Origin of the sequence: Acidovorax sp. 1608163 (assembly GCF_003669015.1) — a bacterium.
In the GTDB taxonomy this organism is placed as follows: domain Bacteria; phylum Pseudomonadota; class Gammaproteobacteria; order Burkholderiales; family Burkholderiaceae_C; genus Acidovorax.
This window is the reverse complement of record NZ_CP033069.1, coordinates 3,464,135-3,483,469: the sequence shown is the minus strand read 5'-3', so window position 1 is coordinate 3,483,469 and position 19,335 is coordinate 3,464,135. Positions and strand designations below refer to the sequence as shown.

Here is a 19,335-nt window from a genome sequence, read left to right as displayed (position 1 = left end):
ATTGGAGCCACTCCGTAGGCATCTACGGGGTGGTTCCTTTTTTGCTATTAAAGATATAGCTGCTAGCGCTTGTGGATAAAGCGCTAGAGCCTGTTTTTATCAAAGATTCAGGGCCTCAGGCGCTGCGCCCGCCCGCAGGCTGCAGCAGCACCAGCAGCGCCCCGGCGCCGCCGTCCATGGGGCGGGCCTGCACAAAGGCCAGCACTTCCTTCTTTTGCACCAGCCAGCCCTGCACGCGCCCTTTGAGCACCGGGCTTTTGCCGGGCGAACCCAGGCCCTTGCCGTGCACCACGCGCACGCAGCGCACGCCCAGTTTGTGGGCGTGGCGGATGAAGTCGCCCAGGGCCTCGCGGGCCTCGTCTACGCGCAGGCCGTGCAGGTCCAGCTGGCGCTGAATGCTCCAGTGGCCCGATCGCAGGCGGCGGGTGATCTCCACCCCGATGCCCGTGCGGCGAAAACTCAGCTGGTCATCGGTGTCGAGCAGGGTGCTCACGTCAAAGTCATCGCTGATGGATTCCATCAGCACCCGCTCTTCGTCCAGCCAGTGCTGCACCGGCAGGGGCGGGGGCAGTTGCTGCTCCAGCCGCGCCAGGTTGGGCTGGGGCAGGGGCGTGATGGGCCCCACGGCTCGGCTGAACAGGGTGCGCTCGGCCGCCTGCCGGGCTGCGGCTTCGCGGCGGGTCTGGGCCTCGGCTTCGGCGCGTTGCTGCTCCTCGCGCAGTTGCCGGGCCACGGTGGCCAGGTCGTGCAAGTCGTGCAGGCGCACGCTGGCGCGGCGTGGGGCGGTGGGCGTGCGCCGGGTCTTGGTGGGCTGTGCCGCGCCTTGCGCGCCTGGGGTGTTAGGCACCTGTGCGCGTGGCGATGTTTGGCGCCAGGCTTGCAGCGCCGCCTTGCGGGCTGCGGCGGCCGCCCGGCGCGCTGCACGCGAGGGGGGCGCAGGTGTCTTCACGGCTGGCTCTATGGGTTCTTTGGCAGGGCCGGCGGGCTGCGCCGCGCGTGTCAAAGCAGCGGCCAGGGCGCCACCAAGCTCTGGCGCCGTGGGGGCTGCGGGCGGCTGCCGTGGCGGGGTGGGCTGGGTCACACCAGCCCTTGTTCTGCCATCGACAAGGCCTGGCCCGGCGCCACGATGACGTGGTCGAGCACGCGCACATCGACCAGGGCCAACGTGGTCTTGAGGGTTTGCGTCAGCGCCTCGTCGGCGCGGCTGGGCTGCACGCTGCCGCTGGGGTGGTTGTGGGCCAGCACCACGGCGGCGGCCTGGTGGTGCAGGGCGCGCAGCACCACTTCGCGGGGGTAGACGCTGGTCTGCGTGAGCGTGCCGCGAAACAGCTCCTCCAGCGCCAGCAGGCGGTTTTGCGCGTCCAGAAACAGCACGGCAAACACCTCGTGTCCCTTGGCGGCCAGGTGCAGTTGCAGGTAGTGCTTGACGGCGTTGGGCGAGTCGAACACTTCGCGCTCACGCAGTTGCTGGGCCAGGGCCCGGCGCGCGAGTTCGAGCACTGCGACCAGCTCGGCGCGCTTGGCGGGGCCCAGGCCTTTGATGCGCTCCAAATCGGCCGCGCTGGTGTGCAGCAGCCCGGCAATGCCGCCAAAGCCGCCGGTGACGCACCCAGTGTCCGGGTCCACGCCGGGCGGCTCCAGCAGCTCTTGCGCCATTTGCAGCACGCCTTTGCCCACGATGCCGGTGCGCAGCAAGATGGCCAGCAGCTCGGCATCGGCCAGCGCGGCGGGGCCACGGGCCAGCAGTTTTTCGCGCGGCTGGGCGTCGGTGGGCAGGTCTTTGAGGGCCATGGCGCGGGTGTGTCGAAGAGGCGGGGGAGGGGCTGAAGGGCGGGCGGGGCGGGTGGCAAAGTAGGGGTTTGCCCGGTTTTCTACAATCGCAGGAGTTTATCGAGACTGCCATGACCACAACCGCTGCTGCTTTGCCCACCGTCCAGCCGGGCTCCTTTCTCACTTTGCACTACCGCCTGGCTGGCCCGGCGGGCGATGTGATCAACACGTTTGCCGACAAGCCCGCCACTTTGTCGCTGGGCACGGGCGAGCTGTCGCCCGCCATGGAGCAGCGCCTGCTGGGCCTGCCGGAGGGCACGCGCACCACGTTTGAGCTGCCTGCGGGCGAGGCCTTTGGCGAGCGCAACGCCGACATGCAGCAATGGGTCGCGCGCAAGCTGCTCAATGAGCTGGGCGACCCGGACGAAAAATACAACGTGGGCGATGTGGTGCAGTTCCCCACGCCTGACGGCCTGGGCAGCTACGCCGGTGCCGTGCAGCAGGTGCGTGAAGACGGCGCGGTGCTGTTTGACTTCAACCACCCGCTGGCGGGCCAGCCGGTCACGTTTGAAGTGCAGTTGATCGGGGTTTTGTAATGATCAGCCCCCAGGAGGTATTGCTGGCCGAGCCGCGCGGCTTTTGCGCGGGCGTGGACCGGGCCATCGAGATCGTCGAGCGCGCCATCCAGAAGTTTGGCGCCCCCATCTATGTGCGCCACGAAATCGTGCACAACACCTATGTGGTCAACGACCTCAAGGCCAAGGGCGCGATCTTCATCGAAGAGCTGGCCGACGTGCCGCCCGGCTCCACGCTGGTCTTCAGTGCCCACGGCGTGAGCCGCGCGGTGCAGCAAGAGGCCGAGCAGCGCGGCTTCAGCATTTTTGACGCCACCTGCCCTCTGGTGACCAAGGTACACGTCGAGGTGGCCAAGCTCGCCAAAGAGGGCTACGAATTCATCATGATCGGCCACAAGGGTCACCCCGAGGTCGAAGGCACCATGGGCCAGCTGGACCACGGCATCCACCTGGTGGAAGACGTGGAAGACGTGGCCCGCGTGCAGCCTGCGCAAACCGCCAAGCTGGCCGTGGTGACGCAGACCACGCTGAGCGTGGACGACGCTGCCGAGATCACAGCGGCGGTGCGTGCGCGCTTTCCGAGCGTGCGCGAGCCCAAGCAGCAAGACATCTGCTACGCCACGCAAAACCGCCAGGATGCCGTGAAGGTGCTGAGCCCGCAGGTGGACGTGGTGATTGTGGTGGGCAGCCCCACCAGCTCCAACAGCAACCGCCTGCGCGAGCTGGCGGCGCGCCTGGGCACCCAGGCCTACATGGTCGACAGCGCCGAAGAGCTGCGCACAGAATGGTTTGCAGGCGCCGCCCGGGTGGGCCTGACGGCGGGGGCATCGGCACCAGAAATCCTGGTGCAACAAGTCATAGACCGCATCAAGGCGCTGGGCGCGGTGTCGGTGCGCAGCATGTCGGGCATCGAAGAAACCATCAAGTTCCCGCTGCCCAAGGGTCTCAAGATCGACGCCGCCACGGGGCTGGAGATTACCCAGCGCATGCCGGAGACGGGGCCGGCTGCGCATTGAGGGATTTTTGCTATCTATTTGGTAGCTGCTAGCGCTTTCTGATAAAGCGCTAGAGGCACTTTCTGCTTCAAGGTTGGTGGGGTGCAGGTCCACTCCACAAATCCAGCGGCGGGTCTGCCGCCACGGCGCGCAAGATGTCGGTGCGCGAGATGAACCCCGCTAGCACGCCCGCCTCGTCGGTCACCGGCAAACCGGGCAAGCCAGTGGTCAGCAGCACGCTGGCCACGCGGCGCAGGGCGGTGTCGGCCGCCACCGTGGTCACGGGGCTGATCATCACTTCAGACACCGGGCGGCGCGCCAAGGCAATGGCCTGCTGCACCGCCCCGGGTTCGGGCAGCAAATCCAGTGGGGCCATGTCGGCGCGCAGCAGCAGCCCCACCACGCGGCCCCGCTCGTCCACCACCGGGGCTTGCGCCACCTTGTGTTCGGCCAGGGTTTGCCAGGCGTCGTTCACCCGCGTGCCGGGCTCCACACTCAAGGCCCCGTGGCTCATCACATCGCGCACCAGCGTCAGGGGCTCGCGCCGGCGCTGGGGCCCCTTGCCCGTCTGGACATAGGCGGCCACCGCATCCTGCAGACGCAGGTTGACTGCGGGCGCATGCTTTGCATCCTGCGGAGCAGGGGCCGCGGCTGCGTCTGGGGGAATGTCCATGCCCCGCGTGCGCAGCGCCTGGGGGCGCTCCACCCGCCGCACTGCGGCAATCTGGGCCAGGTTTTCAGGCCCCCCTCGGTAGATCTGGCCCGATGGGCCGAATACAAAAAACATCACCACCTCCTGTGGGGCTGCGCTGGCGCACCGAATAGGGGCTTGTTGACAAACGAATCTCCCACTCTGTGCGCAATCGGCCTTTAGCGGATGGTATCGGCATCCGGGGCCAGGCCATTGAGTCCTGCTGCGGAGGGGCAGTAAGGCCGTTGCACCCTACACTGCAAGCCCCTTTCCCATCGGAGCCCTCTGAATGATCGACCGCGCCGCCATCTCTGCCGCCCGCCAGCGCCTGGCCTTGCAGCCCCACTTCTTGCGGACCACGCCGCTGCTGCGCCTGCCCGGGCAGACGCTGGGGGTGGACTGTGCAGAAGTCTGGCTCAAGCTGGAGCACCTGCAGGTGGGCGGCAGCTTCAAGGCCCGGGGCATGCTGTACCGCCTGCTCGCCAACCCGGTGCCCAGCAGCGGCGTGGTCATTGCCTCCGGCGGTAATGCCGGCATTGCCGTGGCGGCGGCAGCCCAGGCCCTGGGTGTGCGCTGCGAAGTCTTCGTGCCAGAGGTCTCGCCCGAAGCCAAACGCGCCCGCCTGCGCGCCCTGGGGGCCGAGGTGGTGGTCACCGGCGCAGCCTATTCCGAAGCGTTTGACGCCTGCGTGGCGCGCCAACAGGCCACCGGCGCATTGCAGGCCCATGCCTACGACCAGCCCGAGGTGGTGGCCGGTGCAGGTACCCTGGCGCTGGAGCTGGAAGAACAAGCGGGCCGCCTCCCCGACACGGTGCTGGTCAGCGTGGGCGGCGGTGGCCTCATCGGCGGTGTGGCCGCATGGGTCGAGAGTCGCGCGCATGTGGTGGCCTTGGAGCCCGAGCGCGCGCCCACGCTGCACGCTGCGCGGGCGGCGGGCCAGCCGGTGGATGTGGCGGTGGGCGGCGTGGCCGCCGATTCCCTGGGGGCCAAGCGCATCGGCGCCATTGGCTGGGAAGTGAGCCAGCGCCATGTGCACGATGCCTTGCTGCTGCCCGATGACGCCATCCGCGCCGCCCAGTTGTGGCTGTGGAAAGAACTGAAACTGGCCGTGGAACCCGCTGCCGCGCTGGGCCTGGCAGCGCTGCAAACCGGCGTCTATAAGCCGCAGCCGCAGGAGACCGTGGGCCTGATCCTGTGTGGTGCCAATTTCGATCCGACAACGCTGGCCTGAGCCCAGTGCCGAGCGCCCCTTTAAAATCCTCACATGCTTGACATTCTTCTTCTCCGCAAAGACCTCGATACCGCGATCGCGCGTCTGGAAACCCGCAAAAAGCCCCAGGCCTTCCTGAACGTGGAAGCGTTCCAGGCACTGGAATCCGAGCGCAAGACGCTGCAGACCCGCACGGAAGAGCTGCAAGCCCAGCGCAACCAGCTGTCCAAGCAGGTGGGCATGCTGATGAGCCGTGGCGACAAGGACGGTGCCGAGGCCATCAAGGCCCAAGTGGCTGCAGGCAAGGTCGAGCTGGAGCAATCTGCCGCCCGCCTGGAACAGATCCAGGCCGAGCTGCTGGCCATGCTGGTGGCCGTACCCAATTTGCCGCACGAATCCGTGCCTGTGGGCAGTGACGAGGCTGGCAATGTGGAAGTGCGCCGCTGGGGCACCCCCGCCACCTTCGCTTTTGAGGTCAAAGACCACGTGGACGTGGGCACCCCGCTGGGCCTGGACTTTGACATGGGCGTCAAGCTCTCGGGCTCGCGCTTCACGGTTATGAAGGGCACCATCGCCCGCCTGCACCGCGCGCTCAGCCAATTCATGCTGGACGTGCAGACCCAGGAGCACGGCTACACCGAGTGCTACGTGCCCTATGCCGTGAATGCCGATTCGCTCAAAGGAACGGGCCAGTTGCCCAAGTTCGAAGGCGATCTCTTCGCTGCCAAAAAGGGCGGCCAAGACGGCGAGCCCGTGCCCGACAACGCGGCGCTGTACCTCATCCCCACTAGCGAAGTGCCACTGACCAACTTTGTGCGCGACGTGGTGGTGGCCGAAGACCAGCTGCCGATCAAGCTCACGGCCCACACCCCGTGCTTCCGCTCTGAAGCGGGCAGCTACGGCCGTGACACGCGCGGCATGATCCGCCAGCACCAGTTCGACAAGGTCGAGATGGTGCAGATCGTGCACCCTGAAAAGAGCTACGAAGCGCTGGAAGAAATGACCCGCCACGCCGAAGCCGTGCTGCAAAAGCTGGGCCTGCCTTACCGTGTGATGAGCCTGTGCACCGGCGACATGGGCTTTGGCGCCGCCAAGACCTACGACCTGGAAGTGTGGCTGCCCGCGCAAAACACTTACCGCGAAATCAGCTCGGTGAGCAACTGCGAAGCCTTCCAGGCCCGCCGCCTGCAAGCCCGCTTCAAGAACGCCCAAGGCAAGAACGAGCTGCTGCACACCCTGAACGGCTCGGGCTTGGCCGTGGGCCGCACCCTGGTGGCCGTGCTGGAAAACTATCAGCGTGCGGACGGAACCGTCGAGGTTCCGGCTGTTCTGCGCCCCTACATGGGCGGAGTGTCGGAGCTTGCACCGCAGGCTTAAGTCGGAACCTCTGCTGCGCTCTTTGCACAACGGGCCTTCGGGCCCGTTTTTCATGCCCGGTAGGTATTAGGGTGGCGCCGCCAGCAGCATCCTGGGCGTTGTGGTGCAATCCGTTGCCGCTGCGGGCGCCACGCCACAGCGTCGCGATCACACCCACCTACCAGGACCGATTTCCATGACCTACCCCATGCACACCTCCAGCATCCCCGTGTTTCGCCAGATGCTGGGCGCCCTGAAGGACGTGCTTGCCAAGACAGAGGCCCACGCCACCGCCCGCAAGATCGAGCCCGATGCCCTGCTGCAAGCCCGGCTCTACCCCGACATGTTTCCCATGGCCCGCCAAGTGCTGATTGCCTGCGACTTCGCCAAGGGCGTCTGCGCCCGGCTGGCCGGCGTTGAAGTGCCATCGTTTCCTGACGGCGAGCGCCCTGGCTTTGCAGAGCTGAATGAACGCATCGATGCGGTGCTGGCATTCATCGAAGGCCTGCCCGCCGAGAACTTCGCCGAAGCCGCCACCCGCCAGATCACCCTGCAGCCCGGCACTCCGCGTGAAAAGCAGTTTGTGGGCCAAGCCTACTTGCTGCACTACGGCCTGCCGCAATTCTTCTTCCATGTCACCACCGCCTATGCGCTGGCGCGCCACAACGGGGTGGAACTGGGCAAGCGCGACTACATGGGCAAGGTTTGAGCGGACAGAGTGTCAAGTGCGGAGTCTTGGGTATACAAGACAAGAACAGGCACGTGCTGCTTTGAACACTTGCTAAATTGGCAGCGTTGGCTCAAGCGAGAGTCGGTAGAGTGGTCGAATGTGCCTGACTCGAAGTCAGGCTTGGTGGCAGTACTACCGTGGGCTCAAATTCCCCTGCAAGTATTCATGTCAAACGGGCCCAAGTGCCCGTTTTGTATTTCTATCTATCGTTTCGCCTACTTTCGGAGAGCGCGTGTGGGCGGTAGCGCCGCCACTACTTTTCTTCTCTATTGAGCGGGTGAATCGATTGCCAGCGTGGGTGGCGATGGGGCCTATGGCGCCAAGGCGTGCCATGGACTTCACCCGGTTTCGTAGACATATTTCAACTTCCGTTTCGAAGTTGTTCGAATGCCAGCGGACTCAGTTGGTCTAGGTGACTGTGCCGACGGATTCGATTGTAAAAACCTTCGATGTAGTCAAACACATCTGACTTGGCGTCTTGCCTGGTGGCATAGATATGGCGTTTGATTCTCTCCTTCTTCAAGCTGCTGAAGAAGGACTCTGCTACCGCGTTGTCCCAACAGTTTCCACGTCGGCTCATGCTTGGCACCAATTGGTTGTCCTTGCACCAGCGGGCGAAGTCGTCACTGCCAAACTGACTTCCTTGGTCGGAATGGATCATCACTGGACCCGTTGGGCGCCTGCGCCACACTGCCATCGTGAGCGCATCCAACACCAACTCTGTAGCCATGCTGGAGTTCATCGCCCAGCCGACCACCATGCGCGAGTACAGGTCAATTACGGCCGTTAGGTACAACCAGCCCTCATGGGTTCGGATATAGGTAATGTCGGTGACCCACACTTGGTTCGGTAGCGTGACCGTGAACTCACGTTGCAACCGGTTCGGTGCGGCAGTCGCAGGAAGACCGACTCGGTAGCGTGGCCGCTTGTAACCACGCACTGAGCGCAGTTGGGCCTGGCGCATCAGGCGTGCTACACGTTTTTGACCGCACGCCATACCGTCCTCTCGCAAGTCCCGCAGGATGCGTGGGCTTCCATAAATCCCGTGGCTGTCGTCAAAGGATTGCCGAATGCTTGCCAGCAAGACATCGTCGGCTAAGGCGCGTTTGGACTTTGGATTGGCCTTCCAAGCGTAATAGCCACTGCGCTGTACGCGCAGAACGCGGCACATGCTGCTGAGCCGGAACTGGCCTTTATGTTCGGCCATGAATGCGTACTTCACCCGGACAGCTTGGCAAAGTACGTTGCGGCCTTTTTTAGGATGTCGCGCTCCTCATTGGCCCTTTTGAGCTCCGCTTTGAGCCGGGATACCTCGGCCTTGAGCTGGCTTGTCTCTGCCCCCCTGCGCTCGATTGCTCTTTGGCAAGCCGCACCCACAGGTACAGGCTTTTGTCCGACATGCCCAATCGCTTGGCTACATCCACTACCCCATGACCACGCTCGGTCACCTGTTTGACGGCTTCTGCCTTGAACTCAGCCGGGTATCGCACTCTCTTCATTTCTCACTCTCCAGTTCAATTTCGACCTTGATAGGTGTCTATTGAACCGGGTGAAGTCCATTTACCGCGATGAGTGTGGAAAGAGCGGCTCCATCACCGCGATGGGGGCATGCACCATCTCAACGCCGAAAGACACAAACAACAACGCGGCGGATTTCATCTTCGTCGATACCAACGGCACCTCAGCTGGCGCAGGCCAACGGCTTGGCGCACCGGGCCCACAGAACATGAGCAGCCCGATACACGGCGGCTTGAGCGTCGCCCCGTCATCGCTTGACAGTTGTGCCGCGCAGTTGAGCGCCCCGAACTATGTGCGTGACTTCACCAGCGACCCAGCCAACAATTCGACCTTCGGCACTTCGGACGTGCGGCTGACATTCACAAACAACACAGGTGCCAACATCACACGGCTGCGCTTCCGGGTTGTCGATCTCACGACCTTCCCCGCACCGTCTGGTTTCGCTGACTATCGCCCGCGCACATCGACGGCGGTTGTCGTGACCGTGGATCGCACACCTTGTGGCAGTGGCACCAGCAATGTCACCGTCCAGGGAACGAGCTTGGAGCAGCCTCCCAGTCAACCCAATGGGGGGGATTCAATAGCACGATGTCTGTGGGGACGGTCACGTTGGGGACGCCCCTGGCAAATGGTGCCAGCATTGATGTGCGGATGCTTCTGGGTATCCAGCAGACCGGCACGGCCAAGCTCGGCATTGTTCCGGAGGGACTTGTCAACGGTACAGGAACCGTTCTGGGCAATGTGCTTACCCTGTCGGGCACGACCGACGGTGGCCTGTCTTTCGTACCAACAAGCGTCACGATCAATCAGGCCTCTGGTCAGGCAGACCCGGCGGGTGCGTCACCGATCAACTTCACGGCGGTCTTTGACCAAGGAGTGACCGGTTTCACGGGAACAGACGTCAGCTTCGCTGGAAGCACCGTGGGCGGGACCTTGGTTGCTACTGTTACTGGTGGACCGACGACATTCAACATCGCGGTCACTGGCATGACAGGCAATGGCACCGTGGTCGCATCGATTCCAAGCAACGTCGTTGATCAAACTAACCCTGCATCGACGAGCACCGACAACACGGTGACGTTGGTTGCCAACACCGCTCCCAGTTTTGTTGGTGCCACCACCACCCTGAGTGTGTTGCAAAACGCCAGCGCCACGGACATCAAGAGTCTGCTGCACGCCAGCGACAGTAATTCCGGCCAAACCCTCACTTGGTCGCAAAACACTGCGCCTTTGCACGGTACGCTGAGCTTCAGCAGCGCTACTGCCGGCAGCGGCAGCGCCGACATTACCCCTGGCGGTGTGATCACCTACGCCCCCACGGCTGGCTACGCTGGCACTGACAGCTTTACAGTGCAGGTCAGCGATGGCACCAGCACAGCGACGCGCACGATCAGCGTGACGGTGGTGCCGGTTGCGAATCAGGCGAGCATTCCGACCACCACTGCAGGCGTGACCTCCTCGCTAAGTGTGGTCGGTTGTTCTAGCATCAGCAGCCCGACCTTCATGCCCGCACCGGCTGGAGGGCCTGCCAGCTTTCCTTATGGTCTGCTTGGTTTTACGCTCACCGGCTGTGCGACTGGTGGTACGGCAACGGTTACGGTGACCTATTCGCAGAATCTGCCCAGCGGAGCCACCTTCTACAAATATCAAAATGGCAGCTACGCAAGTTACCCTGCAACGCTTGGCGCCAACAGCGTGACCTTTACGCTGACCGACGGTGGCGCAGGGGACAGTGATGGCGTGCCGAACGGCAGCATCAGCGATCCGGGCGGCATTGGTGTGCCCGGTGCTGCGAGCGTTGAGAATATTCCCACGTTGTCGGAGTGGGGCATGATTATTCTTTCGCTGTTGCTTGCCTTGGGTGCATCCGTTGCAATCTCTTCCTCGCAGCGGGTCAAACAGGTTCTGCCGCCGCAATGAGGGCTCAAGAGGCGCAGGCACCTGCAGGGTAGTGGCCAAGGGGTAAGTACAAGACGACGACTGGGCTGCCTATAACTTCTGACCCAAGGTTCGCAGGTCACGGACGGTTTGGCTGACAAGGGCATTCGGTGGTGCGCCCTACCGCCAGTACGCGTGGATGCCAACTGACATTCTTCGATGCTGCCATTCAGCTCTGCCTGAGCATCAAGTGCTTGTTGGGTCTGGGTTTGTGTCAAAGCCCGGGACTGGTAAGAGCTACGAAGCGCTGGAAGACATGACCCCCGGCACGCCGAAGCCGTGCTGCAAAAGCTGGGCCTGCCTTACCGCGTGATGAGCCTGTGCACGGGCGATATGGGCTTTGGCGCCGCCAAGACCTACGACCTGGAAGTGTGGCTGCCCGCGCAAAACACTTACCGCGAGATCAGCTCGGTGAGCAACTGCGAAGCCTTCCAGGCCCGCCGCCTGCAAGCCCGCTTCAAGAACGCCCAAGGCAAGAACGAGCTGCTGCACACCCTGAACGGCTCGGGCCTGGCCGTGGGCCGCACCCTGGTGGCTGTGCTGGAGAACTATCAGCAGGCCGACGGCAGTGTGTGACGGTGCCCGAAGCGCTGCGTTCCTATTTGGGCAGCACCGCTGTGCTGAAGCACAGAAAATCTTGCTATAATCGTAGGCTTCGACACATTGGAGAGGTGGCAGAGTGGTCGAATGTACCTGACTCGAAATCAGGCGTAGTGGCAACACTACCGTGGGTTCGAATCCCACCCTCTCCGCCAATAGGCAAACAGACAAGCACCCCTCGGGGTGCTTTTTTGTTTCTGCCCACACTTCCACCCCGCTCTGGGGTGTTGAATCAAAACCCCACCCTATCAATCGATAAGCTGCCCATCCGGCTCATGGAAGGGGAACGGCCCTTCAAATGACCCACTGGCTGCCAGATGAGACACCATGCGCGACCCGTGTGGCAGGGCGTGGATGGCGAAGCCTGGGGGCTCCAGCATCCAGGTGGATGGCGCTTGCGGCGACAGGTCCAGGCTGACCTGGTGCGCGGGGCGGGCACGGTGGATGCGATGGTGCCGCCAAAGCGCACCTGGATGCTGCGGTGCAGGTGGCCGCAGATGACGCGTTCGACGTTGGGGTGGCGGGCCACGATGGCCTCTAGCGCCTGGGCGCCTTCGAGCAGGCCAATGTGGTCCATGTGGCCGATCAGTGTTTGAAACGGTGGGTGGTGCATGGCGATGACCACGGGGCGGTGGCTCTGGCGTTCCAGCTCGGCCTCCAGCCACGCAAGGCGTTGGGCGCACAGGCTGCCGGTGCTGGCCCTGGGCACCACGGTGTCCAGCGCAATCAATTGCAGGTCACCCACGGGCACGCTGTATTGCACAAACCCGTCGTGACCGAGGTGGTTGCCCAGGTAATGGGCGTGTTCTGGAAAGCTGGCGCGCAGTTGGCTGCGGTCGTCGTGGTTGCCCGGCAGCAGGTAGATGGGCATGGACCCCAGCGGGGCCAGCAGGGCGCGCAAGTGGTCGTACTCGGCTGCGCGGCCAAAGTCGGTCAGGTCGCCGGTGATGACCACGGCATCGGGGCGCTGGGGCAGGCGGGTGATGCTCTGCACCGCCTGCTGCAGGTACGGTGCCGTGTTGATGCGGCCATAGGCCAGGCGGCCTGGCTCGCGGATGTGCAGATCGGACAGTTGCAGCAGCAAGGTGGTGGTCATTGCGTGGATTCCTCGGCCAAGGGCATGAGGCGTTCTGGGTGGATGCGGATGCCGACGGTGTCGCCCGTGCGTGCAGGGTGGTCGCGGGCCACATCGGCGTGCAGCAGGGCGCTTTGGTCGGCCACGCGCAGGCTGAGCTGTACGCGGTCGCCCAGAAAGCTGCGCTGAACCACCTCGGCACGGCCCCAGGCCATGGTGAATGCGTCGCCTGTGGTGTCCAGGGCCACTTCCAGGTCTTCAGGGCGCGCTAGCAAGGTGTCCAGGCCTTGGCAGGATGCAGTGCAGGGCAGGTCGATGCCGCCCAGGGGCAGCACTTGGCGGTCGCGGGCGGCGGCGTTGCGTTCAAGGCGATTCACCTTGCCCAAAAAGGCCGCCACAAACGGGTGCGCCGGGGTGCGGTACAGCGTCTCGCCATCGCCCACTTGCACGATGCGGCCCGCACGCATCACGGCCAGGCGGTCGGCAATGGCCAGGGCTTCTTGCTGGTCATGCGTGACGTGGATGGCGGTGATGTGCAGGCGGCGCAGCAGCTCGGCCAGCTCGTCGCGCAGCGATTCCTTGAGTTTGGCATCGAGCGCGGTGAGCGGTTCGTCCAGCAGCAGCACACGCGGGCGCACGGCCACGGCGCGGGCCAGGGCCACGCGCTGGCGTTGGCCGCCCGATAGTTCGGCGGGGCGTTTTTTCTCCAGGCCATTCAGGCGCACCAGGTCGACCAGCTCGCCCACCGTGCGGCTGCGCTCGTCTTCGGCCACTCCGCGGATCTTGAGGCCGTAGCCAATGTTGGCCTCCACGCTCATCTGCGGAAACAGCGCGTAGTGCTGGAACACCATGCCCACGCCGCGCTGCTCAATGGGCAACTGCGTCACATCGTTGCCGCCAAAGGCGATGCGGCTGCCCGCATCGGGGGCTTCCAGCCCCGCAATCAGGCGCAGCAGCGTGGTCTTGCCGCAGCCCGAGGGGCCGAGCAGCGCGAGCACTTCGCCGGGCTCCACCACCAGGTCGGTGGGCTGCAGGCCGCGTGTGCCGTCGGCATAGGTTTTGGCGCACTGGACGATGTCCACGCGCGTGCGTTCAAGTTCCATGGTGTTTTTCGATGAGGGCGCCGATGGCCTGAAGGCCCCAGAGCACGGGCAGGATGACGATGAGGAAGACCAGCGTGTAGGCCGATCCGATTTCGATGCGCATGGAGGCATAGCTGTCTGCCAGGCCCACGGGCAGAGTGCGGGTGAGCGGCGTGTGCAGCATCCACGTAAGGTTGAATTCGCCCACCGACAGCGTGAACACCATCAGGCTGCCTGCCACGATAGCGGGCAGCACGGCGGGCACCAGCACGCCCAAAAAGCGCTGTGCAAAGCTGGCCCCCAGCGAGCGTGCAGCCTCTTCAAGCGCGCGCAGCTCCCCCTTGCGAAACGCCGCGCCCACGGTGCGCACCATGAAGGGCAGCGTGAACACCATGTGGCCCACCAGAATGAAGGCGAAGCTTTGGCGAAAGCCCGCAAGCTGGCCATAGACCAGGATGAGCGCCAGCGCGCTGGCCAGGCCCGGCACCGCCACGGGCAGGGTGAGCAGCTCTTCAAACCACCGCGCCGCGCGCGATGGACTGCGTGCCAGAGCGTAGGCACAGGGCACGCCCAGCAGCAAATTGCCTGCCACGCACAGCAGCGCAAGCCACAGCGATGCACCCACCGTGCCGCCGTAGAGCTCCCACACCTCGGCGAGCCAGCGTGTGGTGAGCCCGCTGGCGAGGCCCTTGCTGTAGTTGACCACCAGCCCCGTCATCACCGACAAGGCGATGGGCGCCAGCATGAAAATAGCCACCAGCGTGGTGAGCGCGATGAGCAGCCAGGGGGCCTGGCGGGCTTTGTAGGCGTTGGGTGGGGTAGACATCAAAACGCCTCCTTGCCGCCCACGCGGCGCGCCAGCCACAGCACCAACCAGGTGATGAGCCCCAGCGCAATCGACAGGCTGGCCGCCAGGGCAAAGTTGGCGTAGTTGGTGAATTCGTTGTAAATGGTGATGGGCAGCACCTCAAATTTGCTGGCCAGCGTGAAGGCTGTGCCAAACGCCCCCATGGCTGTGGCGAACACGATGGCACCGCAGGCCAGCGTGGTGGGGGCCAGCTCGGGCATCCACACGTCGCGCGCCACACGCCAGCGCGATGCGCCCAGAGAGCGCGCGGCCTCTTCCAGCTGCGCGTCTATGGCCTCGGCGGCCGCGGTGTAGGTGGTGATGGCGCGGGGCAGCGAGAAGTACAGGTACGCCAGGAACAAGCCCGCAAGCCCGTAGGCAAAGGTGATTCGCTCGCCGCCCAGGTGTGCAGACAGGTCCGCCACTACGCCCTGGCGCCCGCCCAGCAAGATCATGAAGAACCCCACGATCACCCCCGGGAACGACAGCGGCAGCGTGAGCAGCGACAACAGCAGCCTGCGCCCCGCAAACCGCTGGCGTGCCAGCGTGATGCCCACCAGGGCCCCAGCACCAGCGTGGCCAGGGTGACCACGATGGACAGGCCCAGCGTTTGCAGCAGGCTTTGCAGATAGCGGCCATGGCTGAGCACGGCAAAGTACGTGGCCCAGCCTTGGTGGGCGGGCAGCGCCAGCAGCCGCGCCACCGGCAGCAGCCAGAACGCGGCAAAGAAGGCCGCCGCCGGTGCGGCGCAGGCCAGCAGCAGCGTGCGGGAAGGAGCAAAGCCGGAGCGCATGGCGATGGCAGATTGCAAGAGGAGGTCGCTGAAGGCAGTGGCCGCAGCGGCTTACTGCACGTCCTTCAGATAGCGCTCAGAGAACGCCTTTTGCACGGTGGCCATTTTTTGGTAGTCCACCGTCTTGGCGCGGGCGTATTCGCTGGCGGGCAGGAAGCGGGCCTGCACCTCCTTGGGCATGGCCGCTGCACGCACCGGGCGCAGGTAGGCATTGGCCCAGATGGCCTGGCCTTCGTCCGACAGCACAAAGTCCAGCACCTTCTTGCCATCGACCTCGTGCGGGGCGTTGGCCACCAGGCTCATCACATAGGGCACCACCACCGTGCCTTCGGCAGGGATCACAAACTGCACATTGGCCTGGTCCTTGTACTTGGCGCGGTAGGCGTTGAAGTCGTAGTCCAGCAAGATGGCGATCTCGCCCGACAGCACGCGGGCATACGAGGTCTGCTTGGGCACGATGGGCTCGTTCTTTTGCAGTGCCTTGAAGTAGTCGATGCCCGGGGCAAAGTTGTCCAGAGTGCCGCCGCGCGCCTGGTTTACGGCCACGGCGCCCACATAGCCCACGAAGGCCGAGGCGGGGTCCAGGTAGCCGATCAGGCCCTTGTAGTCAGGCTTGAGCAAATCGGCCCACGATGTGGGCACCGGCTTGCCCTTGAGCGCATCGACATTGACCATGAAGCCGAGGGTGCCTGAGTGGATGGTGAACCACTGGCCGTTGGGGTCCTTGAGACCGTCAGGGATATCGGCCCAGGCGGCGGGCTTGTAGCTGCCCACCACGCCGTCCTTTTGCGCCTGGATGGCGAAGGTGACGCCGAGGTAGGTCACGTCGGCCACGGGGCGGGCCTTCTCGGCCACCAGCTGCGCCAGCGACTGGCCCGAGTTCTTGTTGTCAGGCGGCACGGTGACGCCCGTCTTGGCCTTGATGGCCTTGATCTGGCTGCCCCAGTCGGCCCATTCGGGCGGGCAGTTGTAGCAAATGGCCGTCTGGGCCATGGCCAGGGTGGAGGCGGTGAGGCCAATGGCCAGCGCTGTGGTGCGCAAGAGGGAAGGCAGCATGGAACGCATGGAAGAAGCTCCGTGGGTTGAGGGAAAAAAGGTGAATGAGAAATCTCGGTTGTCAGGCAGAGCCTTTGGGTGCCTGGCCGCACGATTCGCCCGCACGCCAGGCATGCGGCAGCGTCAAGCTGGCCTGGGCAGGCAGCAGCGCCTGGTTGGCCATGGCTTGCACCAGCAGCTCCACACTGGCGTGGCCCAGGTCGGCATTGGGTTGGGCCACGGTGCTCAGCTGCGGCGCCAGGTCTTCGCCCAGCGCAATGCCGTCGAAGCCCACCACGCTCACATCGCGCGGCACCGACAGGCCCGCCAAATGGGCGCTGCGCAGCGCGCGGATGGCCAGCAGGTCGTTGGAGCACACCAGTGCGGTGGGGCGTTCGCGGGCTTGCAGCAGGCCGCAGATGGACTGGATGGCCGTGTCCACAAAGGGCACCTCCAGCACCGTGGCACTGGTGCCATCGCCCAGCCCTGCTTGCGCCATGCCGCGCTGAAAGCCCCGGCAGCGTTGCTGCGCGCGGTCTGAGGCGTGGAGTTGGCCCGTCACCATGGCGATGCGCCGGTGGCCCAGGCCCGCAAGGCGCGCCACCAGTTCGGCCACGGCCTGCTCGCCGTCCACCGACACGCAGGGGTGCTCGGCATGCCGGTTGTAGACCAGCACATAGGGCAGGCCCGTGTCTGCCAAGCGGCGCAGCGCCAGAGAGGTGCCGGGGTTGGACACGGTCAGGATCATCCCGTCCACATTGCCCGCGATGAGCAGGGACGCCGCCCGCTCTTCCTGGTCCAGCCGGTAGTCGGTGGTGAAGGGCAAGATGGCGTAGCCCGCCGCAGCCGCAGCGCGGGCAATGCCTTCAAGGCATTCGGCAAAGACCGGGTTGGTGAGGGTGGGCAGCACCACGCCCACGACGCGGCTGCGCTGCGTGCGCAGCGTGCGGGCGCTGGCATTGGGCTGGTAGCCCAGGGTGCGGGCCACCTGTGCCACATGCGCACGCGTGGCGGGTGTGACCTTGTCCGGCAGGTTGAAAACCCGCGAGACCGTAGCGACCGAAACGCCCGCAGCCTGGGCAACATCCTGGATATTCACGCAGCTCCTGGGCCTGATGTAATCGATTACATTGGGCCGCGCTTGTGTGACATGGGTGTGACCTGGGTGTGACATGTCTCCCGTAGCGAGCGTTTTTTAAGTGCGAGCCGTTTTGTCGGATGGACGGATCAAGTCGGCTCAGGCGGGTGGCACCATGCGATGCACGGACTCCGTAGCGGTAGCGCCGCCGACCCCCATGAACCGCGTGAAAACGCGTACCATCCGGTGCCCGGCGCACAGTCGAATCCCTCGGTGTGGCCAAGGCTTGCTGTTGGCCTTCCCATGACTCAGCCCCGACGCCGTGAGTTTCTTCCCCGCCAGATAGTGGAGGCGTCGCCCAATCGCTGGGACTGGGCCTTGTTGCCCTTGGTGCTCGCCGTCGTGGTGGTGCTGGCCTATGGTGCGGCGCAGATGGCCAAGCCCTTTCAAATGGGCGACACGCTGCCGCTGTCGCTCGATCCCTGGCAACTGCCCTACTACCTGCTGCGCACCACGCTGCGCATGTTCATCGCCATGGGGGCGGCACTGATTTTCAGCGCCGTGTTTGCCGTGCTGGCGGCCAAATACCGCTGGGCCGAGCGCGTGCTGGTGCCATTGCTGGACATATTGCAGTCCATTCCCATCCTGGGCTTCCTGTCCATTACCGTGACAGGGTTCATTGCCTTGTTTCCCGGCAGCTTGCTGGGGGTGGAGTGTGCAGCCATCTTTGCGATATTCACTTCACAGGCCTGGAACATGGCGTTCAGTCTGTACCAGTCGCTGCGCACGGTGCCTGCAGAACTGCAGGAAGCAGCGCGCGTGTTCCAGTTGTCGGGCTGGCAGCGGTTTTGGCGCCTGGAGTTGCCCTTCGCCATGCCAGGACTGCTGTGGAACATGATGATGTCAATGTCCGGGGGCTGGTTCTTTGTGGTCGCCTCCGAGGCCATTTCCGTTTCGCACCAGGACATCAAGCTGCCTGGTGTGGGCTCCTACATTGCGCTGGCCATTGAGGCCCGCGATCTGGGTGCCATCGGCTGGGCCATTGGCTGCATGCTGGTGGCCATCTTGCTGTATGACCAGTTGCTGTTCAGGCCACTGGTGGCGTGGGCCGACAAGTTTCGTTTCGAAGAAAGCGGCGCCGATGCCGCACCGCGCTCCTGGCTGTTGAGCTGGCTGCGCCGCGCACATGCCGTGCAGAGCCTGGCGGGGGGCGGGCAACGGTTGTTGGGCCGCACCTTGGGCTGGTTTCGGCGCAGCTACGACGGCACCTCGATCCGCGCGAGACCACGCGCAGTCTCTACCAGGGCCGAGCGGGTGTGGGATGCGTTGTTGGCGGCTTGTGTGCTGTTTGCCGTGGCGCGGTTGGTGCAGTTTGTGCACACCGAGGTGGGCTGGACTGAGGTGGCACATGTCTTCGTCCTGGGTGGCTACACGCTGGTCCGCGTGCTGGTGCTGATTGCGCTGGCGGCGCTGGTGTGGGTGCCTATTGGGGTGTGGGTGGGCATGAGCCCGCGCTGGTCTGGGCGTTTGCAGGCGGTGGCGCAGTTTCTGGCAGCGTTTCCTGCCAATCTGTTCTTTCCGATTGCCGTGATGCTGATGGTGCACTGGAAATTGGACCCCGACATATGGCTCTCGCCACTCATGATCCTGGGGACGCAGTGGTACATCCTCTTTAACGTGATTGCCGGGGCCTCCAGCATTCCGAACGAACTGCGCCTGGCCGCGCAAAACCTGGGCCTCAAGGGCTGGCTGCGCTGGAAGCGTTACCTCTTGCCCGCCGTATTTCCCAGCTTTGTGACAGGGGCCATCACCGCCAGTGGTGGCTCATGGAACGCCAGCATCGTGGCCGAATATGTGACCTGGGGTGACACCACCTTGCAGGCCCAAGGCCTGGGCAGCTACATCGCCCAGATGACGGCCAGCGGCGACTTTCCTCGCATCGCGCTGGGCATTGGCGCCATGGTGGTGTTCGTCATGGGACTGAACCACTTCCTGTGGCGAAGGCTCTACCGCTTGGCGGAAGACCGCATGCATTTCTGACG

At 64.4% G+C, this 19,335-nt stretch carries 14 protein-coding genes, 1 tRNA gene and 4 pseudogenes; 9 read left to right on the top strand and 10 right to left on the bottom strand.

From position 1 onward, the window contains the following. Nucleotides 1–115: 115 nt before the first annotated feature. Entirely contained in the window at nt 116–733 is a 618-nt protein-coding gene (locus EAG14_RS15425) for a Smr/MutS family protein (protein ID WP_371414425.1), read from the bottom strand. Between the two features lie 344 nt (nt 734–1,077). Next, the gene (radC, locus tag EAG14_RS15420; RefSeq protein WP_121729417.1) at nt 1,078–1,791 is read right to left on the bottom strand and encodes a DNA repair protein RadC; all 714 of its coding nucleotides are present in this window, start codon (nt 1,789–1,791) and stop codon (nt 1,078–1,080) included. A gap of 110 nt (nt 1,792–1,901) precedes the next feature. On the opposite strand from radC, the gene EAG14_RS15415 reads away from it, so the two are divergent. Beyond that, entirely contained in the window at nt 1,902–2,366 is a 465-nt protein-coding gene (locus EAG14_RS15415; protein WP_121729416.1) for a peptidylprolyl isomerase, read from the top strand. After that, nucleotides 2,366–3,361, top strand: coding sequence for a 4-hydroxy-3-methylbut-2-enyl diphosphate reductase (gene ispH, locus EAG14_RS15410; RefSeq protein ID WP_099740414.1), 996 nt, complete (start codon nt 2,366–2,368; stop codon nt 3,359–3,361). Before EAG14_RS15415 ends, ispH begins: the two co-directional genes overlap by 1 nt. A gap of 67 nt (nt 3,362–3,428) precedes the next feature. Here the strand turns inward: ispH and EAG14_RS15405 are convergent, their stop codons facing one another. Next, nucleotides 3,429–4,127, bottom strand: coding sequence for an HPP family protein (locus tag EAG14_RS15405; protein ID WP_121729415.1), 699 nt, complete (start codon nt 4,125–4,127; stop codon nt 3,429–3,431). A gap of 193 nt (nt 4,128–4,320) precedes the next feature. On the opposite strand from EAG14_RS15405, the gene EAG14_RS15400 reads away from it, so the two are divergent. From EAG14_RS15400 to EAG14_RS15390, 3 genes are all read left to right on the top strand, one after another. Further along, nucleotides 4,321–5,262: a threonine/serine dehydratase gene (locus EAG14_RS15400; protein WP_121729414.1), complete on the top strand. Its 942-nt coding sequence runs from the start codon at nt 4,321–4,323 to the stop codon at nt 5,260–5,262. Between the two features lie 33 nt (nt 5,263–5,295). Next, the gene (serS, locus tag EAG14_RS15395; RefSeq protein WP_121729413.1) at nt 5,296–6,618 is read left to right on the top strand and encodes a serine--tRNA ligase; all 1,323 of its coding nucleotides are present in this window, start codon (nt 5,296–5,298) and stop codon (nt 6,616–6,618) included. A gap of 175 nt (nt 6,619–6,793) precedes the next feature. Then, nucleotides 6,794–7,306: a DUF1993 family protein gene (locus tag EAG14_RS15390; RefSeq protein ID WP_099658385.1), complete on the top strand. Its 513-nt coding sequence runs from the start codon at nt 6,794–6,796 to the stop codon at nt 7,304–7,306. A gap of 382 nt (nt 7,307–7,688) precedes the next feature. Here the strand turns inward: EAG14_RS15390 and EAG14_RS15385 are convergent. Then, nucleotides 7,689–8,826, bottom strand: a pseudogene (locus EAG14_RS15385) (IS3 family transposase). A 628-nt stretch (nt 8,827–9,454) separates the two neighbouring features. On the opposite strand from EAG14_RS15385, the gene EAG14_RS15380 reads away from it, so the two are divergent. The 3 genes and pseudogenes from EAG14_RS15380 to EAG14_RS15365 all read left to right on the top strand — a co-directional run bounded on the left by EAG14_RS15380 (nt 9,455) and on the right by EAG14_RS15365 (nt 11,538). Then, nucleotides 9,455–10,765, top strand: a complete 1,311-nt coding sequence (locus EAG14_RS15380; RefSeq protein WP_205603410.1) for an IPTL-CTERM sorting domain-containing protein — start codon at nt 9,455–9,457, stop codon at nt 10,763–10,765. 250 nt (nt 10,766–11,015) lie between these two features. Next, nucleotides 11,016–11,406: pseudogene (locus EAG14_RS15370) on the top strand (aminoacyl--tRNA ligase-related protein); the annotation flags it as partial. A 42-nt stretch (nt 11,407–11,448) separates the two neighbouring features. Further along, nucleotides 11,449–11,538 (top strand) — tRNA-Ser (locus tag EAG14_RS15365). Between the two features lie 93 nt (nt 11,539–11,631). Here EAG14_RS15365 and EAG14_RS15360 read toward each other — a convergent pair. The 6 genes and pseudogenes from EAG14_RS15360 to EAG14_RS15335 form a co-directional block, all read right to left on the bottom strand. Next, a pseudogene (locus tag EAG14_RS15360) lies at nt 11,632–12,479 on the bottom strand (phosphodiesterase). Next, complete coding sequence (locus tag EAG14_RS15355; RefSeq protein WP_121729411.1) at nt 12,476–13,561, bottom strand: ABC transporter ATP-binding protein; 1,086 nt, start codon at nt 13,559–13,561, stop codon at nt 12,476–12,478. Before EAG14_RS15355 ends, EAG14_RS15360 begins: the two are co-directional and overlap by 4 nt. After that, entirely contained in the window at nt 13,551–14,366 is an 816-nt protein-coding gene (locus EAG14_RS15350) for an ABC transporter permease (protein WP_121729410.1), read from the bottom strand. The genes EAG14_RS15355 and EAG14_RS15350 overlap by 11 nt, the downstream gene beginning before the upstream one ends. Beyond that, nucleotides 14,366–15,180 (bottom strand): annotated as a pseudogene (locus tag EAG14_RS15345) (ABC transporter permease). Before EAG14_RS15345 ends, EAG14_RS15350 begins: the two are co-directional and overlap by 1 nt. 51 nt (nt 15,181–15,231) lie before the next feature. Further along, nucleotides 15,232–16,236 (bottom strand): ABC transporter substrate-binding protein, encoded by a 1,005-nt coding sequence (locus EAG14_RS15340; protein ID WP_240457064.1) that lies wholly within the window; start codon nt 16,234–16,236, stop codon nt 15,232–15,234. Between the two features lie 61 nt (nt 16,237–16,297). Further along, a complete protein-coding gene (locus tag EAG14_RS15335) occupies nt 16,298–17,314 on the bottom strand; it encodes a LacI family DNA-binding transcriptional regulator (RefSeq protein ID WP_121729408.1) in 1,017 nt (338 codons plus the stop codon). A gap of 282 nt (nt 17,315–17,596) precedes the next feature. Between EAG14_RS15335 and EAG14_RS15330 the strand changes: the two genes are divergently transcribed. After that, nucleotides 17,597–19,333 (top strand): ABC transporter permease subunit, encoded by a 1,737-nt coding sequence (locus tag EAG14_RS15330; protein WP_121729407.1) that lies wholly within the window; start codon nt 17,597–17,599, stop codon nt 19,331–19,333. Nucleotides 19,334–19,335 lie beyond the last annotated feature (2 nt).

Excerpts from the sequence above, each read along its gene's own strand:
- radC (WP_121729417.1), bottom strand. The coding sequence starts at position 1,791 with ATGGCCCTCAAAGACCTGCCCACCGACGCCCAGCCGCGCGAAAAACTG.
- EAG14_RS15415 (WP_121729416.1), top strand. The coding sequence starts at position 1,902 with ATGACCACAACCGCTGCTGCTTTGCCCACCGTCCAGCCGGGCTCCTTT.
- ispH (WP_099740414.1), top strand. The coding sequence starts at position 2,366 with ATGATCAGCCCCCAGGAGGTATTGCTGGCCGAGCCGCGCGGCTTTTGC.
- EAG14_RS15405 (WP_121729415.1), bottom strand. The coding sequence starts at position 4,127 with ATGTTTTTTGTATTCGGCCCATCGGGCCAGATCTACCGAGGGGGGCCT.
- EAG14_RS15400 (WP_121729414.1), top strand. The coding sequence starts at position 4,321 with ATGATCGACCGCGCCGCCATCTCTGCCGCCCGCCAGCGCCTGGCCTTG.
- serS (WP_121729413.1), top strand. The coding sequence starts at position 5,296 with ATGCTTGACATTCTTCTTCTCCGCAAAGACCTCGATACCGCGATCGCG.
- EAG14_RS15390 (WP_099658385.1), top strand. The coding sequence starts at position 6,794 with ATGACCTACCCCATGCACACCTCCAGCATCCCCGTGTTTCGCCAGATG.
- EAG14_RS15355 (WP_121729411.1), bottom strand. The coding sequence starts at position 13,561 with ATGGAACTTGAACGCACGCGCGTGGACATCGTCCAGTGCGCCAAAACC.
- EAG14_RS15350 (WP_121729410.1), bottom strand. The coding sequence starts at position 14,366 with ATGTCTACCCCACCCAACGCCTACAAAGCCCGCCAGGCCCCCTGGCTG.
- EAG14_RS15340 (WP_240457064.1), bottom strand. The coding sequence starts at position 16,236 with ATGCTGCCTTCCCTCTTGCGCACCACAGCGCTGGCCATTGGCCTCACC.
- EAG14_RS15330 (WP_121729407.1), top strand. The coding sequence starts at position 17,597 with ATGACTCAGCCCCGACGCCGTGAGTTTCTTCCCCGCCAGATAGTGGAG.